Here is a 19,744-nt window from a genome sequence, read left to right on the forward strand (position 1 = left end):
CCTGCGCGAGCGCTAGTTTGCCGTTATCTAGGGCTTTTTGCGCCTGATAGAGATCGACGTCCATCGGATAGGGCGCGACCGAGATCACGATATCTGCCTTGCGCGGGATATTTACGCAAAAGACCTCGTCTGCCTTTTTCACGCAGTCGTAAAAGCTGTCGTTTAGGTGTCCCGCACTCGCGTAATACACGCCGTGCTCGCTATCAAGCACCGTCTGGATCGAAAAAACGTCGATGTGCGCGAGCACCTTCATCGCGTCGATCATATCTTCATGCACGGGGTTACCCTCTAGGCGCAGCGCCTGCGCGTCGGAGCTTAGGGCGAGCTTGTGGTTTTGCGTGATGCTCTCATAAGACGCGGTGCCCGGCAAAAAGGCCTTTCTACCGCCGGTGTAGCCCGCAAAATAGTGCGGCTCGACCGAGCCTATGACGATCACCTTTTTCGCTTCGGCCACGATTTTGTTTAGATACATCTGCGTGCCGTTTTTGGACTCGCCTAAAAAGACCATCTCGTCGTGCTTGGAGTCGTGATCGTGAACTTCGTTTTTGGCGTTAAGCTCGGCGTAAATTTCTTTGCCAAATATCATCTCGTACTCATCGAGCGTACCCTCTCTATGGCAGCCCGTGGCGATGATGAAAATTTTATTTTTATCGCGGATTTTCGGGTAAATTTGCTTTAAAACTTTTGCCGTCGGCGTGGGCCTGGTGCCGTCGTTTACGATGATGACGATCTTTTCGTCGCCCGCGATAAACTCGTCAAAGCTTTTTTGATTTATCGGATTTGCCAGAGCCTTTGCGATGAGCGCCGTTTCGTCAAATTTAGCCACGGGGTTTGGATCGAAAACGCCGAGCAAATTTTTCTCGTTTATCTCTAGATTTAGATGATCATCTTTGCCGTATGCGATAGGGATTTGCATATTTCCTCCTTAAGCAGATTTATTAATTTTTTTGTCTTGGGATTATATATCAAATTTTCTTTTAAATGCATTTAGATCGATTAAATTTGACTGGCGGCACATCAAATTTGGTTAAATATATGATTAATACTTACAAATGTATTTTTAATTTTTTTATTAGTATTTAATTTTAATATTTATATAATCGCGGCGTAATTTCCAAAAAGGAGAACAAATGGAATTCCTAACCAGTTTGAGTGAAAGCACTCAGTTCACTCTACAACTAATCGTAGTGCTCGGATGTTTATTCTACGGCGCTAAAAAAGGCGGTATGGCTCTAGGCGTACTAGGCGGTATCGGTCTTGTTATCTTGGTGTTTGCATTCGGTATGAAGCCAGGCAAACCAGCAGTAGACGTCATCCTAACGATCCTAGCCGTCGTCGTAGCAAGCGCTACGCTGCAAGCTGCAGGTGGTCTTGACGTTATGCTTCAGATAGCGGAAAAAGCGCTAAGAAAAAATCCTAAATTCGTCTGTATCCTAGCTCCTATTTGCGGCTGGACGCTAACGGTTCTATGCGGCACCGGACACACGGTTTATACGCTGCTACCGATCATCTACGACGTATCTATCAAAAGCGGCATCCGTCCGGAAAGACCGCTGGCTGCTACTACGATCTCGTCTCAGCTAGCCATCATCGCTAGCCCGGTTTCGGTTGCGGGCGTATCTATGGTCGCCGTTTTGCTAGGCACTGGCACAGTTCATATCGATGGATTTACTAGCTACGTGGATCTACTAAAAGTAACTATCCCGTCAACCTTTATCGGTATGCTTATCATCGGTACTTACTCGATTTTTAGAGGTAAAGACCTAGATAAAGACCCTGATTTCCAAGAGAGGATCAAAGACCCTGAGCAAAGAAAATATATCTACGGCTCAGACGAATCTCACTCTCTAATCGGCGCAAAACTCCCTGCTAAACAGTGGAACGTGATGTGGATATTCCTAGCTACTATCGCTATCGTGGCGGTTCTAGGCTACTATAAACAACTACGCCCTAGCTGGACTAGCAACGTCCCTGGCAAATCTATCGAAATCGTAGTAGGTGAAAAAGTAGTTAAAAACATCACCGTAAAAGACGGACAAGTAGTCTCTACCGTAGATGGTAGCAAAGTCGTCTCAAACGTAAAAGACAGTAAAGTAAAAGACGCTACTAAATTTACGAACGTAGAAGTCCTAGATAAAGACAAAAAAGTAACTCAAACTATCGTGCTTCAAGACGGCAATGTAGTTATCACTAAAGAGGGTAAAACCGAAACCGTCGCAAACGCTAGCATCGTAGTAAAAGATACTATGAAAAAGACCGCCCCTCTAGGCATGGTAGATACGATCCAAATTTTCATGCTACTAGCCGCGTCTATCATGATGATCTACTCAGGCATAAAGGCTGCCAAGATCGCTCAAAACGAGATCTTCCACAGCGGTATGGTTGCGCTCGTAGCGATTTACGGCATAAGCTGGATGGCCGATACGATGTTCCACTCTCACATCGAGATGCTAAAAGGCTCGCTAGGAGAGGTGATGAGGGCCTATCCGTGGATGTATATCGTAGTAGGTATGCTGATTTCTAAGTTCCTAAACTCTCAAGCAGCAGCTGCTGCGACATTCGTACCGCTTGCGGTTCAGATCGGCGTGGATCCAGGTATCATCGTCGCGTTTGCTACGGCTTGCTACGGATACTTTATCCTTCCTACATATCCGAGCGACCTTGCCGCGATCCAGTTTGACCGCTCAGGTACGACAAAGATCGGCAAATACGTCATCAACCACAGCTTCATCATCCCTGGCCTTATCGGCGTGTTTAGCTCGTGCGCGGTGGGTTGGGTGCTAGCTAACCTTTACGGATTTATTAAATAATTTTGCTTTTAGACAAGCTGCCTTTGCGGCTTGTCTTTTTCCTTTATACTTCGTTGGAAACTCGGTCGTCTTCGGTCACGGACGACTAGTCCGCTCCCTTGCCTCCGTCGTTTCCGCCTCGTCTAAAGAAAAAATACTTCGCCTTATCGTTTTACGTTCAAATTTGAAGTCAAATTTGCAAATTTCGGTCTTAAATTTTACCTGCCGAGACCCGCGCCGCAAAATCGATAAATTTAAAATTTGCGACGCTTTGCGCAAGCAAAGCTATGTCGCCACCTTAAAAGCGTCGTAGGGGGAGGGGAGCGACTTCGCAATTTAAGCCCCCACCCCCTTTACAACAAAGTAAAAAACAACCTTAAACGGTTGTTTTTTACTCAAAGAACTTAATTTACAATGCTAAATTTGATAAAACCAAATTTAGCGCCTTAAAGGTGCGGGTCTCGGCGAGTAAAATTCTAAAATTTATTCAAATTTGAGCGGCGCAAATTTGACTCCAAATTTGGCTTCAAATTTACAGCTAAAAAGTCAAATTTAAATTTCACTTCAGCCTATCGCCGAATTTTTGTTTGTCGCTCATATAGACGAAGCTTAGCACCTCGGCGACGGCGCGAAAGAGCTCCGCAGGTATCATATCGTTTACCTCGCACATCTTGTATAGCTCGCGCGCTAGCGGCGGATTTTCGACGATTTTGACGTTATTTTGCACTCCGATTTGCTTGATGCGAAGCGCTAGAAAATCCACGCCTTTAGCGAGGATCACTGGCGCTTTTTCCTTTGTTTTGTCGTAGCGAAGCGCGACGGCGTAGTGGGTCGGGTTTGTGATGATGACGTCTGCTTGCGGGATATTTTGCATCATTCTATTGCGCGCGGCTCGCATTTGCAGCTGGCGGATGCGACCTTTTACCTGCGGGTCGCCCTCCATCTGTTTGTATTCGTCCTTGATTTCTTGCTTGCTCATGCGCAGGTCGCGAAAATACTGAAAACGCACGATCAGCACGTCAAGAAGCCCGATGATAAACATCACGATGAGCATCACGGCGGCTAAAATCAGCATTTTTTCTTTTAGCCACGCTAGCTGCGCCGCCATCGAGAAAAACAGCGTATGCGGCAACTCTTTGATAAAGCTTAAAAACATCAAAAATCCGACCGTAAAAACCGCCGTGACCTTGAGCACCATTTTGATGCCGTCTATCAGTTTTTTAAGAGAAAAGAGATTTTTGAGCCCTTTTATCGGATTGATTTTGTTTAAATTTGGCTCTAAAGGCTTGGTTGTGAATATAAATCCAAACTGCATGAGGTTGGCGACGACGCCCGCGATCGCGATGCAAACGGCGATAGGTAGGATGATGAGCAGCGTGCGAAATATCGTCGTGATCGCGACGCTAAAGAGTAGCTTGCGCGTAAACTCCTGGCCGATTAGACTCTGATAGTAGTTATACAGCGTGAAAAACTGATCGCCGATGAAGCCAAGAAGTGCCACAACGACAAAGATCGCGACCGCGAGCGTGACGAAGCCGGCTAGGTCTTGGCTTTTGGGGACGTTGCCGTCCTTGCGCGCGTCTTCGATCTTTTTGGAGGTGGGTTCTTCGGTTTTTTCTTGGTCTTCGCCTGCCATCTCTATCCTGAGTTTGCTTAAATTTGGGCGATTATACCTAAAACGAGGTTAAATTTTACGCTACAATTGCCTAAATTTAAAGGAATAAAATGCAAAAGCTTGACGATCACGTAAGCGAGTGGTTTGGGCAGATGAAGGCGCGCAACGAGGCTGCCGCGGATCACTTCAAAAGCCGCAAAATCCCCTACGACGAGTCAAATTTGATAGAGGTTTTGCAAAGCTCGCAGGATAAATTTGACCTCCTTTGGGCTACTATCGCCTTGCGCGAGCTAGGCACGGTGCGTGCGATACCCGCTCTAAAATGCGCCGCCAAATTTAAAAGTCTAGATGTACAAGGCAATGCGGCTCTAACTACCGCGTTTTTAGCTGACGGCGTCGAGAACGGCTTTTTGGCGAGTTTGCTTTCTTGCAAAGAGTACCGCGCTAAATTTTACGCAATGACGGGGATTTTATATAAAGAGGACGGGGCGCACTCGGCCTTGCCTTTTGTTTTGGAGTATTCGGCCAGGGCTACTAAAGGCGGCAAGGCGCTTTCCAAAACGCCGTGCGAAGGGCTAGACTGGCTCTATCTGGCCAGATACGGCGCGCATTTGCCCCTGGCGCAAGAAGTTTTTGATAAAATAAATAAAAATAGGGAGTATGTAGATGAAAACGTTTTTGCAAGACTCGCAGGAGAATTCCCGCAAATTTTCACAATCTAAAAAACCGCAAAAAAGCGAAACCGAGCTGCTTTTGGACGAGTGCGGCGAAGTTTTAGCTAAGCTAAAAAAGAAAAATTTGAGCGAGCGCGAGTTTTTGTGCGAGTTGATAAAACTGATGGCTTTTTCGATACCGCAAATTCCTTATGAAATTTGGCTGGAAAAATGTATAGAAAGCGGCGATGTGGAGGCTCTAAACGATCTAGTTTTTCAGTACGCCAGAAACGAGCTGCTACCGGGCTGCGAGGGCGGGTACGATCAGTGTGAGAGGCTTATTCATTCGTTTCTTGCGCTGGCGTGCGGCGACATGAACGGCGTAAAAAACGTAATGACGCACTCTATGCCGCCTAGTACGAACGGATATAGATTTTTATGCGTGATGAGCGATCTGGTTTCGGCGCTGCTATGGGACGATAAAAAATCGCTCGAGCCCGCACTGAAAAAAGCGCGTAGATTTGCGGACTCCAAAAAGCCGATAAATGAAAGAGAAGCGGTAAAATTCGTCCTTGCCTTGCACGAAAAAGACGCGGCCGCGATGAGCGAGAGTTTGAGTAATTTTTGTGTAAAAGTTGCCAGAACCGCCGCGCCGCAATTTGAAAAGAGGATTAGCTTTTTCGCGCACGGACTTTATGCCTTGGCGCATTACCTCTTGTCTTTTGAGATTTTTGAGCGCATTAGCTTGCCGAAAGCTAAAAATTTCAGCGTAATTTACGCAAAAAGGCTTTTGGGCGGCGAACCGGCGCAGCCAAAATTATATTTTAGCTTTCCGCCGGAATTTGACGTTTTTAATCAAATTTTAAACGCGCCGCCGGCTAAAACAGTGCTTTATAAGCCTTTTGACGGGCCTTCGCCGAGCGATCAAATACGGTTTCTCGATCACGACGCGATGGTCGAAAATTTGGCGGATGAAATTTTAAAAGCTGGGGCATTAAACCAAAATTTATAAATTTTTGGATATCATCCGTCTCTTACAACCAACAAAGCTCCCCCAAGTCTTTTGAAATCCAAAAGCGCTTTTTGGTCTTACCAAATTTAGAAAGGTAGAGTATGTCAAAATACGCTATATTTAAGCACGGCGGCAAGCAGTATCGCGTCAGCGAAGGCGAATATCTTAAGCTTGACCATTTCAGTGCTGAAGCAAAATCATCAGTCGAGATTACGGACGTTTTGTGCGTAAACGACGGTGAAGTAAAGGTAGGCGCGCCGTTCGTAAAGGGTGCGAAAGTCGTTCTTGAAGTCGTAAACGAGGGCAAGGATAAAAAAGTCGTTATTTACAAAAAACGCAGACGCAAAGACTCAAAACTAAAACGCGGTTTTAGAAGACAGTTTACACGCGTAAAAGTCGTAAGTATCGCAGCTTAAGGAGATAAGAAATGGCACACAAAAAAGGTCAAGGCTCAACCCAGAATAACCGAGATAGTATCGGACGACGCTTAGGCGTTAAAAAATTCGGCGGCGAATTCGTTCGCGCGGGCAACATCATCATCCGCCAGCGCGGTACCGCCACTCACGCGGGCAGCAACGTCGGTCTAGGCAAAGATCACACGATTTTCGCACTAATCGACGGTTTTGTTAAATTCGAAAGACTAGATAAAAATAGAAAAAAAGTTTCTGTTTATCCCGCTGCGTAATCCTTGGGGCGAAAGCCCCTTTTTAAAAATAACTCAATTTTCATGAAATCTAAAGGTTTTTCTCGCTCAAAACGGCTTCGCTATCCCAACTCTCTTAGAAAAGATTTAAAATTTATCAAAAAATCTCGTATTAGAAACGATCGTCGCTCTATTCGTCAAATCCTGAAATTTGATCCAAACCGCGAAAATTTACCGCAAACGATCCGCATAAATAACGGTGCATGGCAAATCGTTTAAACTTTGCGGCAAATCAAATTTTAATTAATAAACCGATATAATCCGAAAATTTCGCAAAATTACGAACCGAAAAATAATGAAATAAAATTTAAAAACTAAGGCAAAAAATGTTTATAGATAGCGTAAATTTAACCCTAAGCTCGGGTCACGGCGGAGCCGGCTCGGTGAGCTTTCGCCGCGAAAAGCACGTGATTTTGGGCGGGCCGGACGGCGGCGACGGCGGCGACGGCGGGGATGTATATTTCGTCGCTGACAACAACACCCACACGCTAGCGGCATATAAAGGCAAAAAAGTCATGCGCGCGCAAAACGGCGAAGCGGGCACGGGGCGCAGGATGCACGGCAAAAGAGGCGAGCACCTCGAGCTCATCGTGCCTCCAGGCACTGCGGTGTTAGATGCTGAGACGGGCGAGCTACTCTGTGATTTAACGAGCGAGGGGCAGCGCGAGCTATTTTTAAAAGGCGGCAAGGGCGGGCTTGGCAACGTGCACTTTAAAAGCTCGATCAACCAAGCTCCCGAATACGCGCAAAAAGGCCTTGAGGGCGAAATGCGCGAGGTGAGGCTGGAGCTTAAGCTCATCGCCGACGTGGGGCTCGTGGGCTTTCCAAACGTCGGTAAAAGCACGCTGATCTCGACCGTCTCAAATGCTAAACCTCAGATCGCAAACTACGAGTTTACCACTCTCACGCCAAAGCTAGGCCTAGTCGAGGTTGACGAATACAGCGGCTTTGTCATGGCCGATATCCCGGGCATCATCGAGGGTGCAAGCGAAGGGCGCGGCCTTGGCGTGCAGTTTTTAAAGCATGTTGAGCGCACTAAAATTTTGCTTTTTATGCTTGATCTTGCGAACTACCGCAGCCTTGAGGAGCAGTTTGACGCGCTGAGGGCCGAGACGGCGAAATTTTCCGGAGAGCTTGCAAAAAGAGATTACGCGATCGCTCTAACCCGCGCGGACGCGGCCGAAAATTTGCAGGAAAAATTTGACGCGTTTTTGGCGCATTTGGGGCTTTCGGGCACGGCTGGAGAAATGAAATTTAAGCAAGATATTTATGAGCTTGACGCCACCAAGCCGTTTTTTGTGATGCCGATATCTTCGGCGACTGGGCAAAATATCGGCGAGCTTAAATTTAGCCTGCTCGAACTACTCAAAAAGGAGCTGTAGATTGCGCCAAAAGCCGCGCCGTAGAGGGCTTATGTGAATGCAGGCCTTAAGCGCGCCCGTGTATGCGGTTAAATTTTATTTTTATCGCTCGCAAACGCCGCAAAAAGATAAAATTTAAGGAGGCGAAATGAATAAAATTTTTATTCTAGTATTTTTATGTTTCGGCGCATACGGTTGCGATCCCGCCGATCCGGTGCCAAATTTTATGGACTTTAACGACAAGGATAATGGCGGCGCGCTGGGCTTGTAGGAGTGGATGGCGAGCGAGGTGCCGTCTGGGCTGAGAGTAGAGTTAAATCTACGCTCAGGCTCGGAATTTAATAGGCTCGATGCTAATCGTGACGGCAAGATTAGCCTTGATGAGCTGGGGGCAAAACCGTCTGCAAAGATTTATTGGTCCGAAGATCCGTGCGCTTTTTGGCCTTGGTCGGACGGATCCGAGGATAAAAATCAATCCGCCGTTAAATAAGGCGCACGAGCGTGAACCCGTGTTTGCACTGCGGTATGCGTAAAATTTATTGCGAGCACGATTGCGCCCGTATGATCGCTCGCGCCCTGATTTGGCTAAATTTAAAGGAAAAGAATGAATATAGTTTTTATGGGTACTCCCGAGTATGCGGCTAAAATTTTACGCGCTCTTGCCGAGGCGAAATTTAAGATCGTTGCCGTATTTACGCAACCTGATAAGCCTGTGGGCAGGAAGCAAATTTTAACTCCGAGCGAGGTGAAAATTTACGCGCAGAAGCACCTGCCCGCCGTACCGATCTTTCAGCCTGCGACACTCAAAGATGAGGCGGTCGCGGCACAGATAAAAGAGCTAAAGCCTGATTTTATAGTGGTCGCGGCATACGGTAAAATTTTGCCGCAAAGCGTGCTTGATATCGTGCTTTGCATAAACCTGCACGCTTCGATCCTGCCTAAATACCGCGGCGCAAGCCCGATCCAAAGCGCAATACTAGCTGGCGAAAAGCGGACGGGCGTGACGGCGATGCTGATGGATGCGGGGCTTGACACGGGCGATATGCTTGATTTTGCCTACACGCCTTGCGAAGACAAGACGGCGGCGCAGCTCTTTGACGAGCTCGGGGATCTGGCGGGTGAGCTTATCGTGCGAGTGTTGCGAAATTTTGCAAATTTGACGCCGATTAAGCAAGATGACGCGCAGGCTACGCACTGCAAAAAAATAAGCAAATCTGACGGACTTTTTGGCTTTGAGCAGAGCGCAGAGCAAATTTGTAATAAATTTCGTGCGCTAACGCCCTGGCCCGGGATCTATCTAGCTAGCGGGTTAAAAATTTTAGAACTAGAGCTTTTGCGCGAATCCCGCGGGCGTAAATTTGAACGTACGGGCGAAATTTTAAGCGTCGACAAGCTCAGCTTTTGCGTTTCTTGCGGCGAGGGCGCTATCAAAATTTTAAAGGTGCAAGAGCCCGGCAAAAAGCCGGTGGACGCTAGCGCGTATCTAAACGGCAAGCGCCTTGGTATCGGCGATATAGCTTTGTAATATGAGCAGAGCAACGGTAGCAAGCGCGCCAAAACATCAAATTTAGCGTAAATTTAAAAGGAATAAAATTTGAGAATAGAGTTCGCAGATAGCGTCCCATCTACGCAAAAAGTTTTGGTCGAAGGGCTGCGAAACGGCGAAATACAGCCGCCTTTTGCGCTCGTGGCAAAAGAGCAGACGCAGGGTATCGGCAGCAGAAATAACACGTGGAGCGGGCTAGAGGGCAATCTGTTTTTTTCATTTTGCATGAGCGAGACGGCGCTACCTAGCGATCTAAGGGGCGAGTCGGCGTCTATTTACTTTTCGATGATAATGCGCGAAGTGCTCGCGGCTCGCGGCTCGAAAATCTGGCTAAAATGGCCGAATGACTTTTATGTCGGCGACAAAAAAATCGGCGGAACCTTGACGACGAGAGTCGGTGAAATTTACGTTTGCGGCATGGGCATAAATCTAAAAAACGCACCCGAAAATGCCGGAATTTTAGATATAGACGTGAGTCCTAGCGTTGCGGTCGGGGAGTTTTGTAAGAGATTACAAACCGCTCCGTCATGGGCGGAAATTTTTAAAAAATTTGAGAACGAATTTGAAAAATCGAGAGAATTTGTCACGCACTTTGAGGGCGAAGAAGTGGCGCTCAAAGACACAAAACTCCTATCTGACGGCTCTTTGGATATAAATGGTCGAAGGGTTTTTTCACTCAGATAAATTTGCTTAAATTTGACGTAAAATTTAATATTTTTACAAAATATCGGTGGGTACGCGCCGCGAAATTCTTTCAGAAATTTTAAAGCCGAAACTAAACTTGGACAAAGTAAGTTTTTTGTAAAATCAATCAATTAAAAAACAAAAAAATTGGAAAATTCTCATGTGTGAAATTATAACTATCGCAAACCAGAAAGGTGGCGTCGGAAAGACGACTACGGCGGTAAATTTGGCTGCATCGCTGGCGGTAGCCGAAAAAAAAGTCTTACTCATCGACATCGATCCACAAGCAAATGCGACGACTGGAATGGGTTTTAGTAGAAACGACTACGAATATAATATATATCACGTACTCACTGGCCGTAAAAAACTCTCGCAAATCGTGCTAAAAACCGAGATACCGACACTTTTTCTAGCGCCTTCAAACATCGGTCTCGTGGGTATAGAGCAAGAACTAAGCGAACAAAACAAAGACTATCAAAAGATACTAAAAAGTAAGATCGAAGAGGTCGAGGGGCAGTATGATTTTATCATCATCGATAGCCCTCCGGCGCTAGGCAGTATCACCGTAAACGCACTAAGTGCTAGCGATAGCGTGATAATTCCGATACAGTGCGAATTTTACGCATTAGAGGGACTTGCGCAAATTTTAAATACGGTAAAAATCATCAAAAAAACCATAAATCCGAAGCTAAATATCAAAGGATTTTTGCCGACTATGTACAGTTCGCAAAATAACCTCGCCAAGGAAACGGTGGCAAATTTAAAGCAGCATTTTGAAAATAAACTGTTTAAAAACAAGGATATGGGCGACGAATTCGTAATAGTACCGCGAAACGTAAAGCTTGCCGAAAGCCCGAGCTTTGGTAAGCCAGTGATTTTATATGACATAAAATCACCCGGCTCGGTAGCGTATCAAAATTTGGCATGCTGTATTTTAGGATAACGAATGGCTAAAAAAGGCGGACTAGGGCGCGGACTAGAAGCGATTTTGGGTGATGTAGAGCTTGCGTACAAAGCTGAGCTAAACGAGGGCAACAGCGATATAGTAAAGGATATTGATCTAGACCTGATTGTCGAAAACCCGTATCAGCCGCGTAAAAATTTCGATGAAACTGCGCTAAGAGAGCTTAGCGAAAGTATCAAAAGACACGGACTCATCCAACCGATCATCGTTATAGAAAAAGATGGCGGATATATGCTGATTGCGGGCGAGAGGAGATTTCGCGCGACTAAGCTACTAGGCGAAAGCAAGATAAAAGCCATAGTCGCCGACATCGAAAGCCAAAGCCTTCGCGAACTAGCACTCATAGAAAATATCCAAAGAGAAGACTTAAATCCGATCGAGCTTGCGAATTCCTACAAAGAGCTTATAGACGAATACAAAATTACGCAGGACGGGCTTGCAAACATCATCCACAAAAGCAGAGTTCAGATAACAAATACCATGCGGCTTTTGAGCCTTAGCGCCGTGACGCAGGAGTATATAAAAGAGGGCAAACTAACGCAAGGACACGCCAAAGTCATCGTAGGTCTTGAGCCAAACGACGAAAAAACGGCGGTTGATACTATCATCGGGCAGCGTCTTAGCGTGCGCGAGACGGAAAATTTAGTCAAAAATCTAAAAAATAAGCTGCCGCCTAAAGCCGCACTTAAGCTAGATGAGAGATACCTTGAAAGACTAACAAATTTAAAAGAGATTTTTTCTAAATTTGACGTGCCGGTTAAGATAAAAGGCAAAAAAATCACTATCGAATTTGATGACATAGCAGATATCGATAGGCTAATAAACAAGATAAAATAAAAATATTTCTTTAAATTTAGCTTGTTTTATCTTTTTTTTTTGTAAAATAAGCACGATTTTATTATGCTTAAGAAAATATTAAACTTTAAGGAGATTTGATGTTGGAAATTAATTTGCCGTTAGTCGTCCTGACGGCAGTTATTTTTCTAGGGCTTATCGCCGTTTTAAATTCCATCCTTTACAAGCCTCTACTTAATTTTATAGACGCTAGAAACGATGCGATAAAAAACGACGAAGAGAGCGCTAGCAAAAATACGAGCGATCTTGGCGTGTATGAAGCGCAGATAGAACAGCTCATAGCTGCCGCAAGAAACGAAGCTGGCAAGATCAAGCAGGAGGCTATCAATGCCGCAAAAGATGCGGCCGCTAAGATAGTTAGCGAAAAGCGCGGAGTTTTGGAGGCTGATTACGATGCTTTTATCCAAAATTTAAACTCTCAAAAGAGCGATTTTAGAGCTGATTTGCAGCAAAAATTGCCTGAACTTCAAGCTGCTTTAAAAGCAAAACTCGCAAGGATTTAATATGAAAAGCAAAATTTTACTTTTATTATGTCCTTTTGTTTTAATGGCGGACGGCGGATACGACATTGTGCCTAGGATGATAAACTTTATCGTTTTTGCCGCGATTTTGTATTATTTTATAGCGAACCCTATCAAAAATGCCTACAAAGGAAGAATCGCCGGTATCGCGGCGAGACTTGATAATATCGAGCAAAAGCTAAAGGACTCAAAAGCCAAAAAAGACGACGCTCTAAGGCGCGTAGAAGAGGCTAAAGCAAATGCGGCTAGCCTAGTAGAAACGGCTAGAAAAGAGGCTGTTTTGATTTCTGAGCGTATCAAAGAAGAAACCAGACAAGAGGTCGCAAATTTAGAAAAAAGCTTCCAAGACCAAAAAGAATTTGAAAAAAGACGCATGGTTAAGTCCGTTGTGGGCGAAATTTTAAATGAAATTTTTTCAAGCGACAGTGTGAAAATGGATCAAAGCGAGCTTATAAATATCATGCTTAAGAGGGTCGGCTAATGAAAGAACTTATAGCAAAAAAATACGTAAAAGCCCTAGTTGGTGACCTTAGCAAAGATGAGTTTAATAGCTTTACCGCCAAGCTACAAGAGATCGCAAATGCATTTGCAAATGAAAAATTTCAAAATATCATCGTTTCGCCGAATTTAAAAAATAGCCAAAAAGCGGATTTTGTTCTATCTTTAGTCGGTGAGGCGGATCAGAAATTTGTAAATTTCATAAAGCTACTCGGCGAAAATAAAAGGCTTGATATTTTGCCTAATATCGTTTCGGAGCTTTTGGCGCAAAAGTCAAAAATGGATAATGTTTTTTACGGTAAAATTTACGGTGGCTCGCAGATTAGTCAGGCTCAAATTTCAGAGCTCGAAAGCAGCTTTTCTAAGAGATTTAACGCAAAAATTATTTTAGAGGCGGTAAAAAGCGACTACAACGGTATCAAGATTGAACTAGACGATTTGGGCGTGGAGGCTAGCTTTTCGGTAGATAGGCTAAAAGCCCAAATGAGCGAATACATATTAAAAGCAATATAAAGGAGAAAAAGCGTGAGTGCAAAAATAAAAGCAGATGAAATCAGCGCCATCATCAAGGAAAGGATTGAAAATTTCAGCCTTAACGTTGATGTGAACGAGACGGGCAAAGTTATATCCGTAGCCGACGGCGTTGCTAACGTTTACGGCCTAAAAAACGTTATGGCCGGCGAGATGGTCGAGTTTGAGAACGGCGAAAAAGGCATGGCTCTAAACCTTGAGGAGAGCAGCGTCGGTATCGTTATTTTGGGCAAAACGGACGGCATCAAAGAGGGTTCGAGTGTAAAACGCCTAGCTAAGCTTTTGCGCGTTCCTGTGGGCGATGCTTTGATAGGCCGCGTCGTAAACTCGCTCGGCGAGCCGATAGATGCTAAAGGCCCGATCGAAGCTAGCGAGACTAGATTCGTCGAGGAAAAAGCAAAAGGCATCATGGCTAGAAAGAGCGTTCACGAGCCGCTTCAAACTGGTATCAAAGCTATCGACGCGCTAGTGCCGATCGGCCGCGGACAACGCGAGCTCATCATCGGCGACCGCCAAACAGGCAAAACTACCGTCGCGATAGATACCATCATCAACCAAAAAGGTCAAGACGTTATTTGTATCTATGTCGCGATCGGACAAAAACAATCAACAGTCGCGCAAGTTGTTAAAAAACTCGAAGAGTACGGTGCTATGGAGTATACCATCGTCGTAAATGCAGGCGCATCAGATGCTGCCGCGCTTCAATACCTAGCTCCATATGCGGGCGTAACTATGGGTGAATATTTTAGAGACAACTCTCGCCACGCCCTAATCATCTATGACGATCTTTCAAAACACGCCGTCGCATACCGCGAAATGAGCTTGATTCTTCGCAGACCGCCGGGCCGCGAAGCTTATCCTGGCGACGTTTTCTATCTACACTCTCGCTTGTTAGAGCGCGCATCTAAGCTAAATGATAAGCTAGGCGCAGGTTCTCTAACGGCTCTTCCTATTATCGAGACTCAAGCAGGCGACGTTTCTGCGTATATTCCGACAAACGTTATTTCTATCACCGACGGTCAAATTTTCCTTGAGTCTGACTTATTTAACTCAGGTATCCGCCCTGCGATCAATGTCGGTCTTTCGGTTTCTCGCGTCGGCGGTGCGGCTCAGATAAAGGCAACCAAACAAGTTTCTGGAACATTAAGACTTGACCTTGCGCAATACCGCGAGCTTCAAGCGTTTGCGCAGTTTGCGAGCGACCTTGACGAGAGTTCGAGAAAACAGCTCGAGCGCGGTCAGAGGATGGTCGAGGTATTAAAACAGCCTCCTTATAGCCCACTAGCCGTTGAAAAGCAAGTCGTTATCATCTTTGCCGGTACGAAAGGCTACCTAGATGACATCCCGACTGTAGCGGTTACAAAATTTGAAGCCGAGCTTTATCCTTATATAGAGGCGAAATATCCTGAGATTTTCGAGCAAATTCGAACTAAAAAAGCACTTGACAAAGAAATCGAGGAGCTTTTGCATAAGGCGCTAAAAGACTTTAAAGCGACGTTTGCCGCTAACTAAGGCTAGAATATGTCAAATTTAAAAGATATAAAACGAAAGATCAAGAGCGTCCAAAACACCCAAAAGACGACGCGCGCGATGAAGCTGGTGTCTACAGCCAAACTTCGCAAGGCTGAAGAGGCCGCTCGTCACTCTAGGGTTTATGCGCTCAAGATCAACGAAGTTTTATCTGAAATCGCCTATAAAATCAACCAATATCGCTCTGTAAATGCCGAGAGTAAATTTTTCGACGTTAAGGAGAATATCGAAAAGGTTGATATTATATTTGTTACCGCGGACAAGGGTCTTTGCGGCGGTTTTAATATTCAGACCATTAAAACCGTTAAAAATATGATTAACGAATTTAAGGCGAAAAAAGTAAAGATAAGACTCCGCGCGGTAGGTAAAAAAGGTATAGAATTTTTTAGCTTCCAGGGTATAAATTTGCTTGAAAAATACGTCGGCGTTAGCTCATCTCCGACTTATGAGAAAGCTCAAAATATTATAAAAGACGCGATAGACGACTTTATAAATGGTGCGACAGATAAGGTTATTTTGGTGCATAACGGCTACAATAACATGATCTCTCAGCAAATTCGCATAAACGATATCGTGCCGGTCGAGCCGCCGAAACTCGTTGAGGTTGAGACAAATTCTTTGATGGAATTTGAACCGAGCGATGACGGCAAAATTTTAAACGAACTACTTACGAAGTATTTCGAGTATAGTATGTATTATGCTTTAGTAGATAGCCTTGCGGCTGAGCATAGCGCTAGAATGCAGGCGATGGATAATGCGACTAATAACGCCAAAGAGCGCGTCGCACAGCTAAAACTATCGTATAATAAGGCTCGCCAAGAGTCTATCACCACTGAGCTTATCGAGATCATCAGTGGCGTCGAATCAATGAAATAATTAAGGAGTATGGATGAAAGGTATCATTTCTCAGGTAATGGGTCCGGTAGTCGACGTCGATTTCACGGATTATTTACCCAAGATCAACGAAGCCGTCGAAGTAAATTTCGAGGTTGAGGGCAAGCAAAATAGACTTGTGCTAGAGGTTGCCGCACACCTTGGCGATAACCGCGTAAGAACTATCGCCATGGATATGAGTGAAGGTTTAACTAGAGGCCTTGAGGCTACGGCTCTTGGCGCGCCTATTAGCGTTCCGGTTGGCGAAAAAGTTTTGGGAAGAATTTTCAACGTCGTCGGCGATCTAATCGACGAAGGCGAGGGTGTAGAATTTGACAAAAAATGGTCTATTCACCGCGATCCTCCACCGTTTGAAGAGCAAAGCACGAAGAGTGAAATTTTTGAAACAGGCATAAAGGTGGTTGACCTTTTGGCTCCTTACGCAAAGGGTGGTAAGGTCGGACTATTCGGTGGTGCTGGCGTTGGCAAAACGGTTATTATCATGGAGCTTATCCACAACGTTGCATTTAAACACAGCGGTTACTCTGTATTTGCAGGTGTTGGCGAGAGAACGCGCGAAGGAAACGACCTTTATCACGAAATGAAAGAAAGTAACGTTTTGGACAAAGTTGCCTTGTGCTACGGCCAAATGAACGAGCCACCAGGGGCAAGAAACCGTATCGCTCTAACAGGTCTTACAATGGCTGAGTACTTCCGCGACGAGATGGGACTTGACGTTTTGATGTTTATTGATAACATCTTCCGCTTCTCTCAGTCTGGTGCAGAGATGTCGGCGCTTCTTGGACGTATCCCGTCCGCCGTTGGTTATCAGCCGACTTTGGCGAGCGAAATGGGTAAATTCCAAGAGAGAATTACATCAACTAAAAAAGGTTCGATTACTTCGGTTCAAGCCGTTTACGTCCCTGCTGACGACCTTACCGACCCAGCTCCTGCGACCGTTTTTGCGCACCTTGATGCGACTACCGTTCTAAACAGAGCTATTGCGGAAAAGGGAATTTATCCTGCGGTTGACCCGCTTGATTCGACATCAAGAATGCTCGATCCTCAAATTTTAGGCGGCGAGCACTATAAGGTAGCTCGCGGCGTACAGGCGGTTTTACAAAAATATAAAGACCTTCAAGATATTATCGCGATCCTTGGTATGGACGAGCTTAGCGAAGAAGATAAGGTTACTGTCGACCGCGCTAGAAAGATCGAGAGATTTTTATCTCAGCCATTCTTCGTTGCCGAGGTATTTACTGGAAGCCCTGGTAAATACGTAAGTCTTGAGGAGAATATCGCCGGCTTTAAGGGAATTTTGGAAGGCAAATATGATGATTTGCCGGAAAACGCATTTTATATGGTAGGAAACATCGACGAGGCGATAGCAAAAGCTGAAAAACTTAAAGCCTAAATTTAAAGGAAAAAGTAATGAATAAATTACATTTAGAAATCGTTACGCCTGAGGGTTTAGTGTTTTCAAACGATATCAAAAGCGTAGTTTTGCCTGGTAGTGAGGGCGAGTTCGGGGTTTTGCCCGGACACGCTTCACTTATTTCGCTTTTGAAAGCCGGCGTTATAGATATCGAGAGCGAAGATAAAAGTCATGATGCCGTCGCGATCAACTGGGGATATGCTGAGATAAACGAAGGCAAGGCCACTATCCTTGCTGACGGCGCCGTTCATGTGTCTGGAAATTCCGAGAGCGAGATAGCAAATTCATTGCAAAAGGCGAAGGATTTAATTGTCGGTATGAGTAGCGAGAACAACGCTATGGCTGCTGCTGTAGCAAAATTAGATAGTATGGCTCGGACAAGATAGTGGCTGGGCTTGATATTTTTTTAAACTACTTATCTAGAAGTAGTTTTATTACCATATTTGTGCTGAGCTGGCTTTCTTTTTATTTCATTATAAGCCTTACTATACTATTTTCTCGTATGGCAGGGCTTAGATCATGGCAAAAAAAAGAACAAAATGCTCTTGAGTCGTTATTAATGGGCGGGTCTAAACATGTTTTAAACGAATCCATTTTAAAACGGTTTATAAGTGGCTCGATATCTAGAGAGAAGCTCTCGGTCGCCGTTAGTATCGCTGAGCGAAATGCAACTAGTGGCATTACTTGGCTTAGTATAGTTGCCTCTACGTCGCCTTTTATCGGACTTTTCGGCACGGTTGTTTCTATCTTGGAGACCTTTTCTCAGCTTGGTCAAGGCGGAGGAAATTCGTCGTTAGGAGTTATTGCTCCAGCTATTAGTGAGGCTCTCGTGGCTACCGGAGCAGGTATATTTGTAGCGATTCCCGCTTATACGTTTAGCTTGCTTATCAAACGAAAAGCGTATGAGCTCATGGGTGTCATCAGGCGTGAAGTCGATATCCTAGTAACGCTTAAAGAAGATCAATGATAAATCTCGACGAAACTCCGGAGCTAAACATAACTCCACTTGTGGATATCATGCTTGTTTTGCTGGCGATCCTTATGGTTACGACGCCTACTATCGTTTATGAGGAGCAAATTTTGCTACCGGACGGCTCAAAAACTAAAACATCCTCGGCTCAAAAAAAAGATTTGACTGTTATCGTTGATGCCACAAAAAAGGTTAGAATAGATCAAAATACCATGAATTTGCGCGAACTTCCTGACAATATAGTGCTTATCGGGGCAAAATACGATAAAAACTCGCCTGTTTATATTAAGGCTGACAAAAGCCTCATATACGATGATGTGATGTTTGTTTTAAAGAGCGTAAAAAACGCAGGCTTTACAAAGGTAGCGCTCCAAACTAATGGATAAATTTGATCTCAAATTTAACACTTCCGGTTACTTCTTACTATCGGCTTTTCTTTATCTTTGTATCATAAGCGGTATTTTTATTAAGCTTACCTATTTTAAGGAAGAGCCTAAAAAATACACCGATACTAAAGATGCTTTTATGGATATTATGATAGTTGAGCGCGAGCCCGACATCACCGTAAAAGCGCCCGAGCCCAAAAAAGAGATTGTAAAAGAGGAAAAACCTCAACCGGTAAAGGAAGAGGTTAAAAAAGAAGAGCCAAAGCCGGACACTACAAACAAGCCGCCTGAACCGGATCCTGCACCGCCAAAACCTGAAGAAAAAAAAGTTGAAGAACCAAATTTAAAGGATCTATTCGGCAGTATTGATACCTCTAAGCTAAAAGAGGATAAGGTTACGAAGAAAAAAGAGCAACCAAAAGAGCAAAGTCGTAAAAAACCGGAAAAAGTCCAGATAACGAGCCAGCAAAAAAAAGCTAGCGACGTTATAAATGCGCTTACTTTAGATCAGGTTGCCAAGACTCCAAAGTCGCAAATGACAGGCGAATACAACGAATACTTCGGTATGATTAGTAGAATTTTACAGAGCAAATGGAGTGCTTATAAGGCTGATTCTACCGATGAGGCGGAGGTTGAGATCGTCATTGGCATTGATGGATCGTTTAGTTACGATATAAAAAAGTTATCGTATAATAGCGAATTTAATAACAAAGTTAGGGATTTCTTGCAAAGTATGACTTTTGAGAAATTTCCGCCGCCTACCCAGATAGGCAGAGCTGTTAGGCTCGGAACCAAACTAGAAGACAAACTAGAATAAT

General features: G+C 44.7%; 24 protein-coding genes. 22 read left to right on the forward strand and 2 right to left on the reverse strand.

The genetic code is table 11. The annotated features are described in order from the left end of the window. Positions 1 to 916: nickel-dependent lactate racemase (gene larA, locus Q0394_RS07495; protein ID WP_298946496.1), on the reverse strand; the 916-nt coding region annotated here is incomplete at its 3' end. Between the two features lie 214 nt (positions 917 to 1,130). Between larA and Q0394_RS07500 the strand changes: the two genes are divergently transcribed. Continuing rightward, positions 1,131 to 2,810 carry an anaerobic C4-dicarboxylate transporter gene (locus Q0394_RS07500; RefSeq protein ID WP_298791266.1) on the forward strand — a complete coding sequence of 560 codons (1,680 nt, stop codon included), beginning with the start codon at positions 1,131 to 1,133 and terminating at the stop codon, positions 2,808 to 2,810. 538 nt (positions 2,811 to 3,348) lie between these two features. Here Q0394_RS07500 and flhB read toward each other — a convergent pair. Next, complete coding sequence (gene flhB / locus Q0394_RS07505; RefSeq protein ID WP_002947441.1) at positions 3,349 to 4,425, reverse strand: flagellar biosynthesis protein FlhB; 1,077 nt, start codon at positions 4,423 to 4,425, stop codon at positions 3,349 to 3,351. An 89-nt stretch (positions 4,426 to 4,514) separates the two neighbouring features. On the opposite strand from flhB, the gene Q0394_RS07510 reads away from it, so the two are divergent. The 21 genes from Q0394_RS07510 (at position 4,515) to Q0394_RS07605 (ending at position 19,743) form a co-directional block, all read left to right on the forward strand. Beyond that, positions 4,515 to 5,126 (forward strand): hypothetical protein, encoded by a 612-nt coding sequence (locus tag Q0394_RS07510; RefSeq protein WP_298946498.1) that lies wholly within the window; start codon positions 4,515 to 4,517, stop codon positions 5,124 to 5,126. Continuing rightward, a complete protein-coding gene (locus tag Q0394_RS07515; RefSeq protein WP_298793185.1) occupies positions 5,071 to 6,069 on the forward strand; it encodes a hypothetical protein in 999 nt (332 codons plus the stop codon). The genes Q0394_RS07510 and Q0394_RS07515 overlap by 56 nt, the downstream gene beginning before the upstream one ends. Positions 6,070 to 6,170: 101 nt before the next feature. Further along, positions 6,171 to 6,485 (forward strand): 50S ribosomal protein L21, encoded by a 315-nt coding sequence (rplU, locus tag Q0394_RS07520; RefSeq protein WP_002947447.1) that lies wholly within the window; start codon positions 6,171 to 6,173, stop codon positions 6,483 to 6,485. An 11-nt stretch (positions 6,486 to 6,496) separates the two neighbouring features. Beyond that, positions 6,497 to 6,754 (forward strand): 50S ribosomal protein L27, encoded by a 258-nt coding sequence (rpmA, locus tag Q0394_RS07525; protein ID WP_002943616.1) that lies wholly within the window; start codon positions 6,497 to 6,499, stop codon positions 6,752 to 6,754. 344 nt (positions 6,755 to 7,098) lie between these two features. Continuing rightward, entirely contained in the window at positions 7,099 to 8,154 is a 1,056-nt protein-coding gene (gene obgE, locus Q0394_RS07530) for a GTPase ObgE (RefSeq protein WP_298946502.1), read from the forward strand. Positions 8,155 to 8,281: 127 nt separating this feature from the next. After that, entirely contained in the window at positions 8,282 to 8,404 is a 123-nt protein-coding gene (locus tag Q0394_RS07535; RefSeq protein WP_298946504.1) for a hypothetical protein, read from the forward strand. A 6-nt stretch (positions 8,405 to 8,410) separates the two neighbouring features. Continuing rightward, the gene (locus Q0394_RS11970) at positions 8,411 to 8,623 is read left to right on the forward strand and encodes an EF-hand domain-containing protein (protein ID WP_366115833.1); all 213 of its coding nucleotides are present in this window, start codon (positions 8,411 to 8,413) and stop codon (positions 8,621 to 8,623) included. Between the two features lie 114 nt (positions 8,624 to 8,737). Then, positions 8,738 to 9,658, forward strand: coding sequence for a methionyl-tRNA formyltransferase (fmt, locus tag Q0394_RS07540; RefSeq protein WP_298946506.1), 921 nt, complete (start codon positions 8,738 to 8,740; stop codon positions 9,656 to 9,658). 69 nt (positions 9,659 to 9,727) lie between these two features. After that, on the forward strand, positions 9,728 to 10,363 hold the full coding sequence (locus tag Q0394_RS07545; protein WP_298946508.1) for a biotin--[acetyl-CoA-carboxylase] ligase: 636 nt from the start codon (positions 9,728 to 9,730) through the stop codon (positions 10,361 to 10,363). A 160-nt stretch (positions 10,364 to 10,523) separates the two neighbouring features. Further along, positions 10,524 to 11,306 (forward strand): AAA family ATPase, encoded by a 783-nt coding sequence (locus Q0394_RS07550; protein ID WP_002947459.1) that lies wholly within the window; start codon positions 10,524 to 10,526, stop codon positions 11,304 to 11,306. 3 nt (positions 11,307 to 11,309) lie between these two features. Further along, on the forward strand, positions 11,310 to 12,164 hold the full coding sequence (locus Q0394_RS07555) for a ParB/RepB/Spo0J family partition protein (protein ID WP_298946510.1): 855 nt from the start codon (positions 11,310 to 11,312) through the stop codon (positions 12,162 to 12,164). Between the two features lie 98 nt (positions 12,165 to 12,262). Then, positions 12,263 to 12,685: a F0F1 ATP synthase subunit B' gene (locus tag Q0394_RS07560; protein WP_298791556.1), complete on the forward strand. Its 423-nt coding sequence runs from the start codon at positions 12,263 to 12,265 to the stop codon at positions 12,683 to 12,685. A gap of 1 nt (position 12,686) precedes the next feature. Continuing rightward, positions 12,687 to 13,184: a F0F1 ATP synthase subunit B gene (locus tag Q0394_RS07565; protein ID WP_298946512.1), complete on the forward strand. Its 498-nt coding sequence runs from the start codon at positions 12,687 to 12,689 to the stop codon at positions 13,182 to 13,184. Next, positions 13,184 to 13,714 (forward strand): F0F1 ATP synthase subunit delta, encoded by a 531-nt coding sequence (locus Q0394_RS07570; protein ID WP_298946514.1) that lies wholly within the window; start codon positions 13,184 to 13,186, stop codon positions 13,712 to 13,714. The genes Q0394_RS07565 and Q0394_RS07570 overlap by 1 nt, the downstream gene beginning before the upstream one ends. Positions 13,715 to 13,726: 12 nt before the next feature. Then, complete coding sequence (gene atpA / locus Q0394_RS07575; protein ID WP_002952438.1) at positions 13,727 to 15,244, forward strand: F0F1 ATP synthase subunit alpha; 1,518 nt, start codon at positions 13,727 to 13,729, stop codon at positions 15,242 to 15,244. Between the two features lie 9 nt (positions 15,245 to 15,253). Then, positions 15,254 to 16,138: an ATP synthase F1 subunit gamma gene (atpG, locus tag Q0394_RS07580; protein ID WP_298946516.1), complete on the forward strand. Its 885-nt coding sequence runs from the start codon at positions 15,254 to 15,256 to the stop codon at positions 16,136 to 16,138. A 13-nt stretch (positions 16,139 to 16,151) separates the two neighbouring features. Then, positions 16,152 to 17,549 carry a F0F1 ATP synthase subunit beta gene (gene atpD / locus Q0394_RS07585; protein ID WP_002947477.1) on the forward strand — a complete coding sequence of 466 codons (1,398 nt, stop codon included), beginning with the start codon at positions 16,152 to 16,154 and terminating at the stop codon, positions 17,547 to 17,549. A 17-nt stretch (positions 17,550 to 17,566) separates the two neighbouring features. Continuing rightward, positions 17,567 to 17,956, forward strand: a complete 390-nt coding sequence (atpC, locus tag Q0394_RS07590) for an ATP synthase F1 subunit epsilon (protein WP_298946518.1) — start codon at positions 17,567 to 17,569, stop codon at positions 17,954 to 17,956. Further along, the gene (locus Q0394_RS07595) at positions 17,956 to 18,537 is read left to right on the forward strand and encodes a MotA/TolQ/ExbB proton channel family protein (protein WP_298946520.1); all 582 of its coding nucleotides are present in this window, start codon (positions 17,956 to 17,958) and stop codon (positions 18,535 to 18,537) included. Before atpC ends, Q0394_RS07595 begins: the two co-directional genes overlap by 1 nt. After that, positions 18,534 to 18,926, forward strand: a complete 393-nt coding sequence (locus Q0394_RS07600; protein ID WP_009494953.1) for a biopolymer transporter ExbD — start codon at positions 18,534 to 18,536, stop codon at positions 18,924 to 18,926. Before Q0394_RS07595 ends, Q0394_RS07600 begins: the two co-directional genes overlap by 4 nt. Next, positions 18,919 to 19,743: a TonB C-terminal domain-containing protein gene (locus tag Q0394_RS07605; RefSeq protein WP_298946522.1), complete on the forward strand. Its 825-nt coding sequence runs from the start codon at positions 18,919 to 18,921 to the stop codon at positions 19,741 to 19,743. The genes Q0394_RS07600 and Q0394_RS07605 overlap by 8 nt, the downstream gene beginning before the upstream one ends. Position 19,744: the final 1 nt, after the last annotated feature.

It is taken from the genome of uncultured Campylobacter sp., from assembly GCF_938039205.1.
Lineage (GTDB): Bacteria > Campylobacterota > Campylobacteria > Campylobacterales > Campylobacteraceae > Campylobacter_A.

Excerpts from the sequence above, each read along its gene's own strand:
- fmt (WP_298946506.1), top strand. The coding sequence starts at position 8,738 with ATGAATATAGTTTTTATGGGTACTCCCGAGTATGCGGCTAAAATTTTA.
- Q0394_RS11970 (WP_366115833.1), top strand. The coding sequence starts at position 8,411 with ATGGCGAGCGAGGTGCCGTCTGGGCTGAGAGTAGAGTTAAATCTACGC.
- obgE (WP_298946502.1), top strand. The coding sequence starts at position 7,099 with ATGTTTATAGATAGCGTAAATTTAACCCTAAGCTCGGGTCACGGCGGA.
- Q0394_RS07515 (WP_298793185.1), top strand. The coding sequence starts at position 5,071 with ATGAAAACGTTTTTGCAAGACTCGCAGGAGAATTCCCGCAAATTTTCA.
- atpD (WP_002947477.1), top strand. The coding sequence starts at position 16,152 with ATGAAAGGTATCATTTCTCAGGTAATGGGTCCGGTAGTCGACGTCGAT.
- Q0394_RS07560 (WP_298791556.1), top strand. The coding sequence starts at position 12,263 with ATGTTGGAAATTAATTTGCCGTTAGTCGTCCTGACGGCAGTTATTTTT.
- Q0394_RS07555 (WP_298946510.1), top strand. The coding sequence starts at position 11,310 with ATGGCTAAAAAAGGCGGACTAGGGCGCGGACTAGAAGCGATTTTGGGT.
- rplU (WP_002947447.1), top strand. The coding sequence starts at position 6,171 with ATGTCAAAATACGCTATATTTAAGCACGGCGGCAAGCAGTATCGCGTC.
- flhB (WP_002947441.1), bottom strand. The coding sequence starts at position 4,425 with ATGGCAGGCGAAGACCAAGAAAAAACCGAAGAACCCACCTCCAAAAAG.
- Q0394_RS07565 (WP_298946512.1), top strand. The coding sequence starts at position 12,687 with ATGAAAAGCAAAATTTTACTTTTATTATGTCCTTTTGTTTTAATGGCG.
- Q0394_RS07535 (WP_298946504.1), top strand. The coding sequence starts at position 8,282 with ATGAATAAAATTTTTATTCTAGTATTTTTATGTTTCGGCGCATACGGT.
- Q0394_RS07600 (WP_009494953.1), top strand. The coding sequence starts at position 18,534 with ATGATAAATCTCGACGAAACTCCGGAGCTAAACATAACTCCACTTGTG.
- Q0394_RS07570 (WP_298946514.1), top strand. The coding sequence starts at position 13,184 with ATGAAAGAACTTATAGCAAAAAAATACGTAAAAGCCCTAGTTGGTGAC.
- atpG (WP_298946516.1), top strand. The coding sequence starts at position 15,254 with ATGTCAAATTTAAAAGATATAAAACGAAAGATCAAGAGCGTCCAAAAC.
- atpC (WP_298946518.1), top strand. The coding sequence starts at position 17,567 with ATGAATAAATTACATTTAGAAATCGTTACGCCTGAGGGTTTAGTGTTT.
- Q0394_RS07605 (WP_298946522.1), top strand. The coding sequence starts at position 18,919 with ATGGATAAATTTGATCTCAAATTTAACACTTCCGGTTACTTCTTACTA.
- Q0394_RS07500 (WP_298791266.1), top strand. The coding sequence starts at position 1,131 with ATGGAATTCCTAACCAGTTTGAGTGAAAGCACTCAGTTCACTCTACAA.
- Q0394_RS07550 (WP_002947459.1), top strand. The coding sequence starts at position 10,524 with ATGTGTGAAATTATAACTATCGCAAACCAGAAAGGTGGCGTCGGAAAG.
- Q0394_RS07510 (WP_298946498.1), top strand. The coding sequence starts at position 4,515 with ATGCAAAAGCTTGACGATCACGTAAGCGAGTGGTTTGGGCAGATGAAG.
- rpmA (WP_002943616.1), top strand. The coding sequence starts at position 6,497 with ATGGCACACAAAAAAGGTCAAGGCTCAACCCAGAATAACCGAGATAGT.